We start from the raw sequence: 15,182 nt of genomic DNA, 5'->3' as shown, positions 1-15,182 counted from the left end.
GTGCGGACACCCCGATCATGCCTTCCGGCCGGATGCGGCCCTCATTCGGTGCGGGCACTGACGTCGCCGAGGGCGGCGGCGATGGCGCGGGGCAGTTCCAGGGTTTCGGCGGCGAGGATGCCGGTGAGCTGGCCGATATCGCGGGCCCCGACCAGCATGCTGGCCACGCCGGGCTGATCGCGGATCCAGGCCAGGGCCACCGCGAGCGGTGAGGTGCCCAGCCCGTCGGCGGCGGTGACCACGGCATCGACGACGCGGACCGCGCGGTCGTCGAGGCGGGCGGTGATCTCGGCGGCGGTGGCCTCGTCGGCGCCGCGCGAGTCGGCGGGGACGCCGTCACGGTATTTGCCGGTGAGGATGCCCCCGGCCAGGGGTGCGGTGGCGATGATGCCGATGCCGTGATGCTGTGCGGCGGGCACGAATTCATGTTCCACACCGCGCGCGAGCAGCGAGTACTGGGTTTGCGCGGCGGTCAGGGGTGCGGCGGCGGCGAGGGTGGCCAGCTGCCAGCCGTCGTAGCCGCGAGCGCCGGCGTAGCGGACGCGCCCGGTGCGCACGGCCCACTGCAGAGTGTCGGTGATCTCTTCCAGAGGGGTGTGCGGGTCCCAGGCGGACACGGTCCACAGATCGAGGTGGTCGGTGCCGAGCAGGGCGAGGGTCTGGTCGAGCTGGCGCATCATGGTGCGCCGCGACGCGTCGACGATCCAGCGGGTGGGCACCGGGTGCGGGGTGGCGGCGTCGACACGGACCGGGGTGTGCCCGGCGCTGCCGCTGAGCACGAGGTCCTCGCGTCCGAGTTCACGGACCAGGTCGCCGAGGATGCGTTGCGCGGCACCGTCTCCGTAGGCGGGGGAGGTGTCGACGAGGGTTCCACCGGCCTCGGCGAAGGCCATCAGCTGGGCGGCCGCGTCCTCGGCGTCGGTTTCCCTGCCCCAGGTGTGGGTGGCCAGGCCGAGTCTCGAGACGCGCAGCCCACTACGTCCCACGGTTCGCTGTTCCATCACCGCGCTTGCACTTTCGTCACACGCGTCAGCCTAAGCGCACGGGTCGCATCTGCTCGGCTACGCCACCGGCGACACACGCGACCGCCCCGCGGAACGAACCGTGCTGGCGCGCACGGGGACCGGCGGGCCGGTCCTGCGGCGCGCCGGAGTGTGGGCCGCGGCCTGCGCAGAGGCGTCTGCGGGTCGCGGATCCCGGCCGTGCATGTCCGAATTCGGACATGGGCCGGGTAGGGTCGCTGCCGTGTTGCGGCGCTGCGCGGGCGAGTGGGCGCGCCGCCGATCGCGGGCGTGTGCGGATCACGCTCGGGCAGTGGACGATTCGGGACCGGAGGGCGTGTGGGCGAGGCGATGACGTGGGGGCAGGCCCTGATTCTGGGTCTGGTGCAGGGCTTGACGGAGTTTCTGCCGATTTCGTCGTCGGCGCATATGCGCATCGTGTCGGCGGTGTTCTTCGGCGACGATGCGGGCGCGTCGTTCACCGCGGTGACCCAGCTGGGCACCGAGGCGGCGGTGCTCGTCTACTTCGCGAGGGATATCCGGCGCATCCTCGTGGCCTGGTGCACGACGATGTGGCACAAGGTGAGCGCGCCCGCGCGCCAACCGGTCCCGGTGCACGAGATGGCGACCACGCAACTGCCGGTCTACACCGGCGACGGCGGCATCGAGTACGGCCCGAACCCGGACACGCAGCGCGAGTTGGACTATCGTATCGGCTGGTATGTGATCATTGCCACCGTCCCGATCGGGGTGATCGGATTCCTGTTGAAGGACCAGATCCGTACGGGCGCACGGAATCTGTGGCTGGTGTCGACGATGTTGATCGTGTTCGCGTTGGTGATCGCGGCCGCGGAGTACTTCGGCGCCAAGCGCCGCCCCATCGAAGAGTTGACCACCCGCGACGGGCTGCTGATGGGTCTGGCGCAGTGCCTGGCACTCATCCCGGGCGTGTCGCGTTCGGGGGCGACGAGTTCGGCGGGCCTGTTCTGCGGGCTGACTCGTGCGGCGGCCGTGCGGTTTTCGTTCCTGCTCGCGATTCCGGCGGTGGTCGCCTCGGGCCTGTTCTCGCTCCCGGATGCGTTCGAACCCGCTGGTGAGGGCCTGAATGCGTCGGGTGCGCAGATCGCGGTGGCGACCCTGGTGTCGTTCGCGGTGGGGTATGCGTCGGTGGCGTGGCTGCTGAAGTTCGTGACCCGGCATTCGCTGGACTGGTTCGTCGGCTATCGCATCGTGCTCGGGGTGCTGGTGATGGCTCTGCTGGCGACCGGCGTCGTCTCCGCGACCTAGCCAGTAGGCTGTTCCGGTGACGGTGATCCTGTTGCGGCACGGCGTCTCGACGTCGAACACTGCCCACACCCTGGCCGGCCGCAGCGCGGGCGTCGATCTGACCGACCGCGGTCGCGAACAGGCGCAGGCCATTGCGCGGCGACTCGGCTCGCTGCCCATCGAGCGCATCGTGTGCTCGCCACTGCTGCGCTGCCAGCGCACCGTCGCCCCGCTCGCGGACGCCTTGAACCTGGAAGCCGAACCCGACGAACGCCTGCTCGAGGTCGATTACGGCGACTGGACGGGCAAGGCGCTGGCGGACCTGGTGACCGAGCCGCTGTGGAAGGTGGTGCAACGCCACGCCTCGGGTGCGGTGTTCCCTTCCGGAGAAGGCTTGGCGCAGGTACAGTTTCGCGCGGTTTCAGCTATCCGCGAACACGACCGCGAGTTCGCCATGAAACACGGCGGGGATGTGTTGTGGGTGGCGTGCACGCACGGGGATGTCATCAAGTCGATTCTGGCCGACGCGTTCGGCATCCACCTCGACGGCTTCCAGCGCATCGTGGTGGAGCCGGCCTCGATCAGCGTGGTCCGCTACACCGCGACGGCCCCCTACGTGTGGCGGGTGAACGACACGGGCACCGATCTGTCCGGGTTGGCGGCGATTTCGCCGCGCACCGGCGGCGAATCCAGATCCGGGCCGGTCCCCGGCGGCGAAACGGGTATGACCGCAAGTACGGATAATGGGGTAACGGAACACCCCGATTCTTAGTGTGAACGAACTTTCAGGAGGTGCCATGGGCCGAGCAATCCATATTTTCCGCACCCCCGATCGTTTCATCGCCGGCACCGTCGGCGAGCCGGGCGACCGCTCCTTCTACCTGCAGGCCGTGCAGGAGCCGCGGGTGATCAGCGTGCTGCTGGAGAAGCAGCAGGTCAAGGTGCTGGCCGATCGGATGGGTCTGCTGCTGGACGAGGTCTCGCGGCGTTTCGGCACACCGGTGCCGCCGCAACCGTCGGATGTGGCCGACACCGCGCCGCTGATGACGCCGATCGACGCCGAATTCCGGGTCGGGACCATGGGTTTGGGCTGGGATGCCGACGCGAATGCGGTGGTGGTGGAATTACTGGCCATCACCGAGACCGAGGTGGACGAATCGGTGGTACTCGACGACACCGAGGAGGGGCCCGACGCGGTCCGGGTGTTCCTGACCCCGGTGCAGGCGCGCGAGTTCGCCTTACGCTCGGCACGGGTGATCGCGGCGGGCCGTCCGCCGTGCCCGTTGTGCGGGGAACCGCTGTCGGCCAAGGGCCACATGTGTGTTCGCACCAACGGTTACAAGCGCGGCGATATCTTCGGCGCCACGAGTATCGAAGACGACGAGGAATAGCAGTGAACGACTTGCTACGCACCGCCGAGCTGACGGTGATCGGGCAGGTCACCACCGCATCGAATGTGACGCTGGTGTGCGAGGCCCCGCTCGAGGACGGCACAGAGCTGCGGGTGGTGTATAAGCCGGTCCGCGGGGAGCGGCCGCTGTGGGATTTCCCCGACGGCACGCTCGCCGGGCGTGAGGTGGCCTCGTATCTGGTGTCGGATGCGTTGGGCTGGGGCGTGATTCCGGAGACGATCCTGCGTGAGGGCCCGCTGGGTGCGGGCATGGTGCAACGCTGGATCGACGTCGTGGAGGACGGTGAGGGCCCGGATCCGGTGGATCTGTGCCCGGCCGGGCAGGTGCCCGACGGGTTCCGGGAGGTGCTGCGGGCGCTGGATCCGGCGGGTCATCCGGTGTCGCTGATCCATTCCGAGGATCCGCAGCTGTATCGCATGGCGGTGCTGGATGTGCTGATCAACAATGCCGACCGTAAGGGCGGGCACGCCCTGGCCGGACAGGACGGGCGGGTGTACGGGGTGGATCACGGGATCTGCCTGCACACCGAACCGAAACTGCGCACGGTGTTGTGGGGGTGGGCCGGTGAAGCCGTCGACGGTGAATTGCTCACCGACATCACGGCTTTGGTGAAGGCACTGCCCGGTGAACTGGGTGAGCGGCTGGCCGAACACCTCACCGACGCGGAGATCGACGCCCTGGAGGCGCGCGGGCGGGCGCTGCTGGAGAATCCGGTGTTGCCGCTGCCCGGTTCGCAGCGGCCGATCCCCTGGCCGGCGTTCTGACGCCATCGCTGCCCGCGGTCGTGCCGAAGTCGTTGCCAGCATCATGATTTCAACCATTGACCGTCGCCGGTGAGGTACTAAAGTGCAGGTCGGCACCGGGGTGGAGAGTGTCGCATCGCACAAGCGCACCGGGGTGAACAATGCGCGCATTCCTCATCCGATTACCCTCATAACCATGCAGTCCTGGTCCGATATCGCTGTCCCGACCGTCCCCGGATCCGGACCAGCGTTGCGCTTGTTCGACACCGCCGACAAGCAGGTGCGCCCGGTGACCCCGGGGAAGAACGCCACCATGTACGTCTGCGGCATCACGCCCTATGACGCGACCCATCTCGGTCATGCCGCCACCTACCTGGCCTTCGATCTGGTGAACCGGATCTGGCGCGACGGCGGGCACGAGGTGCACTACGTGCAGAACACCACCGATGTCGACGACCCGCTGTTCGCGCGGGCAGCGCGTGACGGCATCGACTGGCGCGATCTGGGCACCCGTGAGATCGAGCTGTTCCGCGAGGATATGGCGGCGCTGCGGGTGATTCCGCCGCGCGACTACATCGGCGCCATCGAGTCGGTGCAGGAAGTGGTGGATCTGGTCGACAAGCTGCTGGCCTCCGGCGCGGCGTATGTGGTGGACGATCCGCAGTACCCGGACATCTACTTCCGGCACGACGCCACCGAGCAGTTCGGCTACGAGTCCGGTTATGACCGGGCCACCATGGATCGGCTCTTCGCCGAGCGCGGCGGCGATCCGGACCGTCCGGGCAAGCGCGATCCGATCGATGCGCTGCTGTGGCGGGCCGAGCGCCCGGATGAGCCGTCGTGGCCGGCGCCGTTCGGTGCGGGCCGGCCCGGCTGGCATGTCGAGTGTGCCGCAATCGCTTTGAACCGCATCGGCACCGAATTCGATGTGCAGGGCGGCGGCAGCGACCTGATCTACCCGCATCACGAGTACTCCGCGGCGCACGCCGAAGCCTTGGTGAAGGGGCGTCGTTTCGCCCGCCACTATGTGCACGCCGGGCTGATCGGCCTGGACGGTGAGAAGATGTCCAAGTCGCGCGGCAATCTGGTGTTCGTCTCCACGCTGCGCCGGTCCGGCACCGATCCGGCCGCGATCCGGCTGGGCCTGTTCGCGGGGCATTACCGCGCCGACCGCGAATGGTCGGATCAGGTACTGGCCGAGGCGCTCTCGCGGCTGGACCGCTGGCGCGCCGCGGTGGCGCTGTCGTCCGCACCGGCGGCCGAGGACACCGTGGCCCGCCTGCGCCAGCATCTGGCCGATGACCTGGACACCCCGAAAGCCATTGCCGCCGTGGACAGCTGGGCCGAGCAGTCCCTGGCCTACGGCGGCCCGGACGGCAGTGCCCCGGGCCTGATCAAGGACGCCGTGGACGCCTTGCTGGGCATCCGGCTGTAGTCCACGCTCGACGCCGACGCCGCGGATCCCTCATGGGTCCGCGGCGTCGGCGTTGTGCTGCCGCGAGCGCGAGGTGATCCTCGACGGGGCCACGGACCTGCTCCGCGGCGCGCCCGGGCACCGCGTCGCGGCTACCGGGTGCCATTGGCGCGCGCCCCTCTCTGCGTGTTCCGTCGCGGCGGAGCATGCCGGTCTGTGGGTCGGGCCCGGATGCTGTGGGGCCCGGATGTCTTGGGGCGCAGTGGAGCTCGGGGTCAGGCGACGGCGACGGCCTTGGCGTAGGTGTCGGCGAGGGAGGGCCAGCCGTCGGGGGATGCGACGGCGTCGAGCATGGATTGCCAGCCGGGGCCGTGGTTTTCGAGGCCGGAGTGCACGAGGGTGACGGTGGTGTGGGTGGCGTCGACAGGGGTGAAGGTGACGTCGACGCGGCTGGAGCGGGTGGTGTCGGTTTCGGGTTGCCATTGCAGGGTGATGTCCCAGGTGAAGGCGAAATGGGCCGGGGGCGACCAGACCAGGACGGTGCCCCAGGCGCATTCGGTGCCGTCGGCTTCGCGGCCGAGCAGGCGGCCGCCGACGCGGGGTTCGACGACGGCTTCGGCGAGCGGGCCGGCGCCGATGTGGTGGTCACGCGGCCACCAGCTGTCCATGCCGGTGGTGAAGACGCGGTAGGCGGTGTCGGCGTCCGCGTCGACGGTGAGTTCGACGCGGACGGTGTTCTTGTCGAGTTGCTGGGTCATGGCTGCTGCTCTGCCTTTCCGGCGGGTTCGGGTGCTGGTTCCTCGGTGTGGCCCGTGCGGGCCTGTCGGTTCACTTCCTCGCGAAACGCCGACAGCGCGGTCGACCAGAAGTGGGTGAAGTACATGCGCAGTGCGTCGATGCCGGCCGGGTCGAGGCGGTAGACGCGGCGGGTGCCGACGGCCTCGTCGCGGACCAGTCCGGCCTGTTTGAGCACCTTCAGATGCTGGGAGACGGCCGGTCGGGAGACGGGTAGTTCGCCGGCGAGTTGCCCGACGGCGGCGGGTCCGCGGCCGAGACGTTCGAAGATGGCTCGCCGGGTCGGATCCCCGAGGGCATCCAGCGCGGTGCTTTGGTAAGTCTCCACGAACCGTAAGCCTACGCTTACGCAATGTCGGGCGGAAGAGAGGCGTGGTTGCTGTATTCGGCCGAATTGCCGGGGGTGCGAAGTCCGTTCGGCCATTCCGGCGAGCGGCAGCCGCGCGCTACGGTGGGCCTCGAACGCTCGACGAGGAGGTGTGACGGTGACCGAGGTACCCGGATCCGATAGGTTCCGTGCGGTTTTCGATCAGGGCCGCGCGCTGCGCAAGCAGGTGCGGGCCGGCGGCGAGCTGCTCGGCGCGATACGGCGCGACCCGCGGATCGCCCGTGAGCTGGTGGCCGGCTTGACCGGCCGCGCACCGCACCCCGAACCGCCCGCCGACCTGGGCGAACATCAGCCTCCGGCCGGGCTCGCCGAGTTCACCCGCACCGCGCACGCCCAGCAGCCCGTCGCGGCCGATCCGGCCGCCACGCTGGCATATCTGACTGCGCTGCACCACATCCCGGAGTGGGTCACCTTCCACGGCGGCTGGCGCGGCGACCCGCCCGCCCAGGCCGAACCCGGCCTGCAATACGTGCAGGTGGCCAAGTTCATGGGTATCCCCGCGGATCTGGCCTGGACGGTCGCCGCGGTGACCGGCACCGGCCTCGAACTGCATGGCGCGGGCCCGCAGGGCCTGTCGCTGGGTCTGTGGATCTCGGTAGCCCCGAGCGGTTCCGGATCCACGGTGTATCTGGATGCGGGCCTGGCCGGCCAGCCGATCGAAGGCCCCCTCGGCGCGACGGTGGCCCGCAGCCTCGGTGAGGCCCTGCGCGATTCCCTGTCCGCCCTCCCGGCCGCCCTGTCCACCGCCGCCTCCGGTCCCGCCGGCCGCGCACCTCGTAAGGCGGTGCGGCACAAGGCTTCCGGCGTCGTCATTGCACCCAATACCCCGGTCCTGGTGGGGGTGGGCCAAGTTGTCGATCGCACACCCGATCCGGCCTACGTGGATCCGTCGACACTGGCGGTGCGTGCCCTGCGCCGGGCCGCGGCCGATGCGAGTGAATCCGGGGCGGGTACGCGGTTGCTCGCGGCGGCGGATGCCGTGTTCGCGGTGGCGCCGACGTCGTGGCAGTACCGCGATCTCGGGGCGCTGGTGGCGGGGGCGGTCGGGGCGCTGAGTGCGGAGACGGTGCAGTCGAGTCCCTTCGGTGGGGACGGCGGGCAATTGGTGGTGAACGAGGCGGCGGCGGCGATCGCGGCGGGCGAGTACGACGTGGTGCTGGTGACCGGGGCCGAAGCGGGTGCGACGCAGGCGGCGGCGCAGCGGGCGGGGATCGAATTGTCGTGGCCGGTGCAGGATCCGGCGGTGCACCCGACGCGCACGGTGGGGATCGACAAGCCGGCGAACAATGCGGCGGAGACCACGGCCGGGTTGCTGGCGCCGATCAATATGTATGCGCTGCTGGAGTCCGCGAATCGGCAGCGGCTCGGGCGCACGCCGGCCGAGCATGCGCAGGCGGTGGCCGAGTTGTGGTCGCGGTTCTCGGCGGTGGCGGCGGGGAATCCGTATGCCTGGCAGCCGCAGGAGTTCACGCCCGCCGAGATCGCCACGCCCAGTGCGGCCAATCGCCTGATCTCGGCGCCCTACACCAAGCTCGAATGCGCCAACCTGACCGTGGATATGGCCAGTGGCCTCATCCTCTGCAGTGCGGCGGCCGCGGAGGCGGCGGGTATCCCGCAGGACAAGTGGGTGTTCATCCATTCCGGTGCTTCGGGGACCGATGAGTGGTTCGTCAGTGAGCGCACCGAATTGGCGGCTTCCCCGGCCATCCGCACGCTCGGTGCGGCGGTGCTCGGCCATGCCGGGGTCACTGCCGAGGAGCTCACCCATGTGGATCTGTATGCCTGTTTCCCCGTGGCGGTGCAGATCGCGGCACGCGAACTGGGCCTGCCCTCCGACGACCCCAAGCGGCCGTTGACGGTGACGGGCGGGCTGACCTTCGGTGGCGGGCCGGGCAACAACTACGGCGGGCATGCGGTGGCGAGCCTGGTGCCGCGTTTGCGCGCCGAGCCCGAATCCTTCGGCCTGGCTTCGTCGCTGGGCTGGTATCTGACCAAGCATGCCCTCGGCGTGTATTCGGCGACCCCGCCCAAACAGGCGTTCCGGCACCTGACCCCGGTGATCGAGCATCCACCGGCGCGCCCGGCCCGCACCGAGTACACCGGCGAGGCGGTAGTGGAGGCCTACACCCTGCCCTATGACCGCCACGGTGACCCCGAGGCCGCCATCGTGAGCCTGCTGACACCCAAGGGTGAGCGAGTCCTGTTGCGCAGCACCGATTCCGCGCTACTGGCACGCCTGGGTGAAGACGACCTGCTGGGCCTGCCGGTGACGGTGTCGGAGGAGGGCCTGACCGTATCGTCGGCCGACCGGGTCGAATTGCCCGCGCCGCCACCGGCTCCGGTGCTGATCGAGCGCCGCGGCCACGTCATGATCATCACGATCAACCGTCCGCAGGCCCGCAATGCGATCAACCTGGCCACCGCTCTGGGCCTGGAACGCGCCATCGACGCCTACGAGGCGGACCCGAATGCCCGCATCGCCATCCTCACCGGTGCGGGCGGATACTTCAGCGCCGGAATGGATCTCAAGGCCGCGGCCCGCGGCGAGGTCCCCATCACCGAGAAACGCGGCATCCTCGGCATCGTCTCCCGCCCACCGGCCAAACCCCTCATCGCCGCTGTCGAGGGCCCGGCGCTGGCGGGCGGCTGCGAACTGGCCCTGGCCGCGGACCTGATCGTCGCGGCCAGTGATTCGACATTCGGCATTCCGGAGGTCAAACGCGGCCTGGTCGCCGTCGGCGGCGGCGTGCTACGCCTCTCCCAGCGACTACCCCGCGCCCTGGCCATGGAACTGGCGTTGACCGGAGACCCGATCACCGCCGCCCGCGCCGCCGAGATCGGCCTCATCAACCAGGTGACCGAACCCGGCAAGGCCCTCGAAGCCGCCCTCGCCCTGGCCGAACGCGTCGCCGTGAACGCCCCGCTGAGCATCGACGCCAGCAAGCAGATCATCGACCGATCCCCGGACTGGTCCACCACCGAAGCCTTCGACCTGCAGGGCCGCGCGGCCGCGGCCGCCCTGTCCTCCCAGGACGCGGCGGAAGGTATGCGCGCCTTCGTGGAGAAGCGCCCACCGGTGTGGCGCGGGGTGTAGCGGGCACACATGCCGACCAGCCATGGCTCGAATCTGCCCGCGGCAGTCCGGCATGCAGCTCCGCCGGCCGCGGCGATCGTCTGCACTACCCAGGTGCATCATCAGTGGCGCCGGTAGACGGAACGGACTCCGGTGCACCGGGATTCGCCCGCCCGCACCGCCCTGTGGCTCTGCACGACCTCGGCGCGGCAGTACTCGTTGCGGCGGTGCTCGTTGCCGCCAGGCTCTGCGCCCCGACCATGGAATCCGCTTGCGGCCGCCGCATACGCAGGCGTGGGGGGTGATCCCGGGTGATCGCGAGCGACGGTTTCGGGGATCGGAAGATGCTCGGCGGCCGGGGTTTCGGTGCTCGGGGTGGGGCCCGGTCTGAGGTGTCGATCTCGGTACCGGGGGTGGAGGGGGTGGATCGGGGCGGAGGGGGTGCCGGAAATAGGAACATGTTCTAGCGTGGCGGGGCGGGTTGTTCGATCGCCGGAGAGGGTTGGGTCATGGGGTTCAGCGAGTCGACATTGACGTTGCGCCGTGAGGGGCTGGAGTTGACGGCGCGGGGGTTCGGGCCGGCGGATGCGCCGCTGGTGATGCTGTTGCACGGGTTTCCCGATACGCCGCACGGGTGGGACGGGGTGATTCCGGCGCTGGTGGATGCGGGGTATCAGGTGCTGGCGCCGTGGTTGCGCGGGTATACGCGGGGGTCGGCGGATCGGCGAGCCCGGTATGACCTGATGGCGGTGGCCGCGGATGTGGCGGCCTGGCATGCGGAGTTGGGGGCGCCGCCGACGCATCTGGTCGGGCATGATTGGGGTGCGTTCGCGGCGATGGTGGCGGCCAAACAGCAGCCGCGGCAGTGGCTTTCGCTGTCGCTGCTGGCGATTCCGTCGTTCGGGGGCGGGTTCGAGCCGGGGATTTTGCGGTATCTGCCGCGGCAGCTGCTGTTGTCGGCGTATATCCCGGTCATGCAGGCGCGGGCGTCGGCGCGGTTGCTGGCACGTCATGATGCGGCGTTCGTGCGGTGGCTGTGGCGGCGGTGGTCGCCGGGCTGGGAGTTCACCGATCTCGAATTCGCGCCCACAGCAGCGGTTTTCACCGATACCGAGCTGGGGTGGGCGGCGACGCGCTACTACCGTTCGCTGTTCACCGTCGCGCGGGCGCCCTCGCGCGAGTTCCAGCAGCTGCTCATGGCCCCGGCCGCGGATCTGCCGACCCTGGCGCTGGCGGGTGCGCGCGACGGTTGTCTGTCGGTGGACATGGGCCGGCTGCTGTCGCATCGTGCGGGGGCCACGCACGCGGTACTCGCGGACTGCGGGCATTTCCTGCAGGCCGAGCGGCCGGACGCGGTGGCCGCACATCTGCTACCGCACCTGCGCGCCCACGAGGGGACCGATCACACCGGTTAGACCGGTCCGGGCTCGATACCTGCTGTGGCCGTTACCTTTTCCCACGGCTGCCGACCGGAAGCCGGGCCGCGCTCGATCTCAGTGGCCGTGCGTGCCGTGTCCCATGCCATCCATGCCGTTCATCGGCGCGTCTCCCATGGGCATGTCGCTCATCGGGGGCATGTCCGCGGCGGGGAGGGCGGCGAGGTCGGGTTGCCGGCCGGGGTCGAGGATGAGGAATTGGCCCATCATGCCCTTGTCCTCGTGGTGCAGCAGGTGGCAGTGGTACATGTACGGGTAGGTGGGGTTGGCGGGGCCGGCGAAGTGCATGGCGAGTTCGTAGGTGCGGCCGGGTTCGGTGTAGACGGTGTCCTTCCAGCCGGCCAGCTGTGGCGGCGGGGCTTGGCCGTCGATGCCGCGGATGAGGAATTGGACGTCGTGGACGTGGAAGTTGTGCGGCCAGTCCTCGAGGTTGCGGACCTGCCAGACCTCGGTGGCGCCGATGGTGATGGTCAGGTCGACGCGGTTCATGTCCATCTTCTTGCCGTTGATCATGAACCATTTCAGGTCGAAGGTGCGGTCCACGGCGGCATCGGGTGCGGCCGGTGACGTGATGGCGGTGAGGGTGGCGGGCAGGGCCGGGGCCGCGGCCGGGCGGGCGGGTCCGCGCACGGCGAGCACGTCGAAGGTGTCGTCGAAGCCGAAGCGGGCGGGCCGGTCGATGCCGGCGCGCAGCTCGACCGGGAAGGCGCGCAGGGTGACGGTGTCCGCGCCGCGCAGCTCGACGACGATCTCGGCCCGTTCCCCCGGGCTGAGCTGAATCCTGGTGAGCGGCACCGGTTGTGCGAGCAGTCCGCCGTCGGTGGCGAGGAGGCCGAACGGGCGGTTGTCGTCGAAGCCGAGGTTGAACAGCCGGCTGGCCGAGCCGTTGAGCATGCGCAACCGCACGCGTCCGGTGGTGGCGTCGAAGTGGGCGCCGCTGATGCCGTTGACGGTGAGGGTGTCGCCGAGCAGCCCGAAATCGCCGGTGATGGTTTCGTCGAGTTTCCCGTCGGCGGTGAGCCGCCGGTCCTGGATGACCAGCGGGATGTCGTCGACGCCGTAGTCGCGGGGCAGGTCGAGCCGGTCGGTGCCGGCGTCGTCGAGCAGGAACAGCCCGGCGAGGCCGCGGTAGACGTGTTTCTCGGTGGTGCCGTGCGGGTGTGGGTGGTACCAGAGGGTGGCGGCGGGCTGGTCGATACGCCATTGCGGATGCCAGTCTCCGCCGGGCGCGACGGTCTGATGCGGTCCGCCGTCGCAGTCGGCGGGCACGTGCATGCCGTGCCAGTGCACGCTGGTCGGTTCGGGCAGCGTGTTGTGCACCTGCACCGCGACGGTCTCGCCGCGGTGCGCGCGCAGGGTCGGCCCGAGCATGGCGCCGTCGTATCCCCAAGTGGGCGTGGACTTTCCGGGCACGATCTCACTGACCCCGGCCTGTGCGGTGAGGCTGAAGCGCCGCACCCCGTCGGCGCCGACGGTGGCGGGCGCCAGCGGCGGCACGGGCAGCGGCCGGGTGGTCGCGGCGCCGGCGGCGGTGCGGGCAGGGGTGCGCCCGCAGCCGGCGGCGGCCGTGACCAGCGGCAGTGTGGCGGCGGCGACGAGCAGTCGTCGTCTCGAGATCACTGAGGCTCCTCGGAAATGGCTGGCGGTCCCCGGATTGCGGGGGTCGTGACCAGCCTTCGCGAACACGCAGGCCCGCGGTTCCTCCGTGCGGCCGCATTCGCGCGCCGGTTTCGCGGCCTCGGGCATCTTGCGGGTGAGCAAACGATCTGCTAACGCGACCCGTCTGCGGCGCACGAGTCTCGGGTTCTCTACGGTGGATTCGTGATGGACCTCCGTACGCCGCGAGAGCTGTGGCGGGCCGGGCGCTTTCTGCCGCTGCTGCTGACGCCCGCTCTGCTCGCGGTGAGCACCTTCCCTGGCAAGTACCGGGTCCCGATCGTTTACTGGGTGCTTGCCCTGGCCGCGTGCGCGCTGTTCGCGTGGTGTGATCGGTGGCCGCTGCCGATCTCGCTGGCGATCTCGGCGCTGGCGTTGCCGATGTTCGTGATTCCGGCGTGGGGTCCCTCGGGCCTGGTCCCGTATGTGGGGGCGGCGGCGCTGGTCGTGGTGGTGATGCGCGGGGATCGCCGGGCGACGGTATTCGCGACGGCCGTGTGGGCGGTGGCGGTGGTGGCCGGGCAGTGGGGCGGGCACGAGCCGAGCATGTGGCGGGGCGCCACGGTGGTGCAGGCGGTCGCCTATGTGGGTTTGCCGCTGCTGCTGGGTCTGTATCTGCGCGGGCAACGCGAGCTGACGGCGAGCCTGCGCCTGCGTGCCGCGGATGCCGAGAACCGTACGCGCGCCGAAGAACGCACCGCCCTGGCCCGCGAGCTGCACGATATGGTCGCCCACCATATGGCCTCGATCGTGTTGCGGGTCAAGGTGGCTCGCACGGTGCTGGCCGATCCGGACCCGCGCGTGCGGGAGGTCCTCGACGATGTGGCCGCCACCGCCGCGGGCGCGCTCGCCGATATCCGCCGCCTGCTGGCCGCGCTGCGTGATCCGATGCTGGGCGAGGTGGCGTTGCTGGATACCGGTTCGGTGCGTGAGGAGATCGAGGCTGCGGTGTCCCGGGTGCGGCAGGCCGGGTTCACGGTGGAGGCACACATCGGCGAGATCCCGGCCGGGCTGGATGCGATCGGGCGCCTGACCCTGTTGCGGCTGGTGCAGGAGTCGCTCACCAATGCGATGAAGCATGCCGATCGCGGCGAACCGGTACACATCACCGTGGCCGGCTCTACCGGCGGGATCGATCTGGAGGTGCGCAACGCCTGCACCGACCAGCCCGCCCTGACCACCCATCCCGCACATGCCACCTCTCCGGCCGGGCAGGCGCTGCTCACCGGTCAGGGCATCATCGGTATGCGTGAGCGTGCCGAACTCGCCAGCGGCACAGTCGATGTGGTGCCGCTACCGCAGGGCTGGCGGTTGCAGGCGTGGCTGCCGGTGGTGGCGCGATGACCCGGGTGTTGCTGGTCGACGATCAGCGTCTGGTGCGTGCGGGACTGCGCATGCTGATCGAATCCGCGCCGGGTCTGGAAGTTGTGGGGGAGGCTCCCGATGGTGTCGCGGCGGTGCGTGCGGCCGCGGAGTTGCGCCCGGATCTGATCCTGATGGATCTGCGCATGCCCGGTATGGACGGTGTGGAGGCGACGCGGCAGATCACGGCGGCGCACCCGTCGTCGAAGGTGCTGGTGCTGACCACCTTCGACGACGACGAGCACCTGTTCCCCGCACTGGCGGCGGGCGCGTGCGGATATCTGGTGAAGGACACCGAGCCCGCGGATCTCCTGGACGCGATCCACCGCAGCGTGGACGGGCAGTTGCTGTTCTCCCCGGCCCTCCTGCGCCGCTTGGTCGATCGCGCCGTCACGGCCCCGCGGCGGCAAGACCATACTGCCGCAATCGATCTCACCGCGCGCGAGCGTGAGGTGCTGGCGCTGGTGGCCGACGGCTGGGGCAATCAGGAGATCGCCGAGCACTTGCACCTGGGTGTGACGACGGTCAAGAAACACATCGCCACATTGATGGACAAGACCGGCTGCGACAACCGCGTCCGGCTGGCGGTGTACGCCGCCGGCTCGGCGCGCTGAACGACCGCCACCTGCGCGCCGC

13 protein-coding genes are annotated in these 15,182 nt (G+C 69.9%); 9 read left to right on the top strand and 4 right to left on the bottom strand.

Features of this window, described 5'->3' with window-relative positions; all coding sequences use genetic code 11:
- Positions 1-41: 41 nt before the first annotated feature.
- On the bottom strand, positions 42-1,001 hold the full coding sequence (locus ACIP5Y_RS19900; RefSeq protein WP_400351726.1) for an aldo/keto reductase: 960 nt from the start codon (positions 999-1,001) through the stop codon (positions 42-44).
- Between the two features lie 351 nt (positions 1,002-1,352).
- On the opposite strand from ACIP5Y_RS19900, the gene ACIP5Y_RS19895 reads away from it, so the two are divergent.
- The 5 genes from ACIP5Y_RS19895 (at position 1,353) to mshC (ending at position 5,857) form a co-directional block, all read left to right on the top strand.
- Positions 1,353-2,288, top strand: coding sequence for an undecaprenyl-diphosphate phosphatase (locus ACIP5Y_RS19895; protein ID WP_400351725.1), 936 nt, complete (start codon positions 1,353-1,355; stop codon positions 2,286-2,288).
- 16 nt (positions 2,289-2,304) lie between these two features.
- Complete coding sequence (locus ACIP5Y_RS19890) at positions 2,305-3,039, top strand: histidine phosphatase family protein (protein WP_400351724.1); 735 nt, start codon at positions 2,305-2,307, stop codon at positions 3,037-3,039.
- 25 nt (positions 3,040-3,064) lie between these two features.
- Positions 3,065-3,658, top strand: coding sequence for a DUF3090 domain-containing protein (locus ACIP5Y_RS19885; protein WP_400351723.1), 594 nt, complete (start codon positions 3,065-3,067; stop codon positions 3,656-3,658).
- 2 nt (positions 3,659-3,660) lie between these two features.
- Positions 3,661-4,443 (top strand): SCO1664 family protein, encoded by a 783-nt coding sequence (locus tag ACIP5Y_RS19880; RefSeq protein WP_400351722.1) that lies wholly within the window; start codon positions 3,661-3,663, stop codon positions 4,441-4,443.
- Between the two features lie 175 nt (positions 4,444-4,618).
- Positions 4,619-5,857, top strand: coding sequence for a cysteine--1-D-myo-inosityl 2-amino-2-deoxy-alpha-D-glucopyranoside ligase (gene mshC / locus ACIP5Y_RS19875; RefSeq protein WP_400351721.1), 1,239 nt, complete (start codon positions 4,619-4,621; stop codon positions 5,855-5,857).
- A gap of 254 nt (positions 5,858-6,111) precedes the next feature.
- Here mshC and ACIP5Y_RS19870 read toward each other — a convergent pair whose 3' ends face one another.
- A complete protein-coding gene (locus tag ACIP5Y_RS19870) occupies positions 6,112-6,594 on the bottom strand; it encodes an SRPBCC family protein (protein WP_400351720.1) in 483 nt (160 codons plus the stop codon).
- Positions 6,591-6,959 (bottom strand): ArsR/SmtB family transcription factor, encoded by a 369-nt coding sequence (locus ACIP5Y_RS19865; protein ID WP_400351719.1) that lies wholly within the window; start codon positions 6,957-6,959, stop codon positions 6,591-6,593. The genes ACIP5Y_RS19870 and ACIP5Y_RS19865 overlap by 4 nt, the downstream gene beginning before the upstream one ends.
- 157 nt (positions 6,960-7,116) lie before the next feature.
- Between ACIP5Y_RS19865 and ACIP5Y_RS19860 the strand changes: the two genes are divergently transcribed.
- Positions 7,117-10,113 carry a crotonase/enoyl-CoA hydratase family protein gene (locus tag ACIP5Y_RS19860; protein WP_400351718.1) on the top strand — a complete coding sequence of 999 codons (2,997 nt, stop codon included), beginning with the start codon at positions 7,117-7,119 and terminating at the stop codon, positions 10,111-10,113.
- Between the two features lie 488 nt (positions 10,114-10,601).
- Entirely contained in the window at positions 10,602-11,507 is a 906-nt protein-coding gene (locus ACIP5Y_RS19855; RefSeq protein ID WP_400351717.1) for an alpha/beta fold hydrolase, read from the top strand.
- Positions 11,508-11,585: 78 nt separating this feature from the next.
- Here the strand turns inward: ACIP5Y_RS19855 and ACIP5Y_RS19850 are convergent, their stop codons facing one another.
- Positions 11,586-13,148 (bottom strand): multicopper oxidase family protein, encoded by a 1,563-nt coding sequence (locus tag ACIP5Y_RS19850; protein WP_400351716.1) that lies wholly within the window; start codon positions 13,146-13,148, stop codon positions 11,586-11,588.
- 204 nt (positions 13,149-13,352) lie between these two features.
- Between ACIP5Y_RS19850 and ACIP5Y_RS19845 the strand changes: the two genes are divergently transcribed.
- Together ACIP5Y_RS19845 and ACIP5Y_RS19840 are read left to right on the top strand one after the other, a co-directional pair.
- On the top strand, positions 13,353-14,528 hold the full coding sequence (locus ACIP5Y_RS19845; protein ID WP_400353810.1) for a sensor histidine kinase: 1,176 nt from the start codon (positions 13,353-13,355) through the stop codon (positions 14,526-14,528).
- On the top strand, positions 14,525-15,160 hold the full coding sequence (locus ACIP5Y_RS19840) for a response regulator (RefSeq protein ID WP_400351715.1): 636 nt from the start codon (positions 14,525-14,527) through the stop codon (positions 15,158-15,160). The genes ACIP5Y_RS19845 and ACIP5Y_RS19840 overlap by 4 nt, the downstream gene beginning before the upstream one ends.
- Positions 15,161-15,182 lie beyond the last annotated feature (22 nt).

The sequence above is a fragment of the Nocardia sp. NPDC088792 genome (assembly GCF_044750615.1).
Classification (GTDB): Bacteria; Actinomycetota; Actinomycetes; order Mycobacteriales; family Mycobacteriaceae; genus Nocardia.
The sequence above is the reverse complement of the archived record's forward strand: the minus strand, read 5'-3'. Positions and strand labels throughout refer to the sequence as shown.

Bases quoted from the DNA above. Each gene is read 5' to 3' on its own strand.
- ACIP5Y_RS19900 (WP_400351726.1), bottom strand. From the start codon at position 1,001: ATGGAACAGCGAACCGTGGGACGTAGTGGGCTGCGCGTCTCGAGACTC.
- ACIP5Y_RS19895 (WP_400351725.1), top strand. From the start codon at position 1,353: ATGACGTGGGGGCAGGCCCTGATTCTGGGTCTGGTGCAGGGCTTGACG.
- ACIP5Y_RS19885 (WP_400351723.1), top strand. From the start codon at position 3,065: ATGGGCCGAGCAATCCATATTTTCCGCACCCCCGATCGTTTCATCGCC.
- mshC (WP_400351721.1), top strand. From the start codon at position 4,619: ATGCAGTCCTGGTCCGATATCGCTGTCCCGACCGTCCCCGGATCCGGA.
- ACIP5Y_RS19870 (WP_400351720.1), bottom strand. From the start codon at position 6,594: ATGACCCAGCAACTCGACAAGAACACCGTCCGCGTCGAACTCACCGTC.
- ACIP5Y_RS19855 (WP_400351717.1), top strand. From the start codon at position 10,602: ATGGGGTTCAGCGAGTCGACATTGACGTTGCGCCGTGAGGGGCTGGAG.
- ACIP5Y_RS19845 (WP_400353810.1), top strand. From the start codon at position 13,353: ATGGACCTCCGTACGCCGCGAGAGCTGTGGCGGGCCGGGCGCTTTCTG.
- ACIP5Y_RS19840 (WP_400351715.1), top strand. From the start codon at position 14,525: ATGACCCGGGTGTTGCTGGTCGACGATCAGCGTCTGGTGCGTGCGGGA.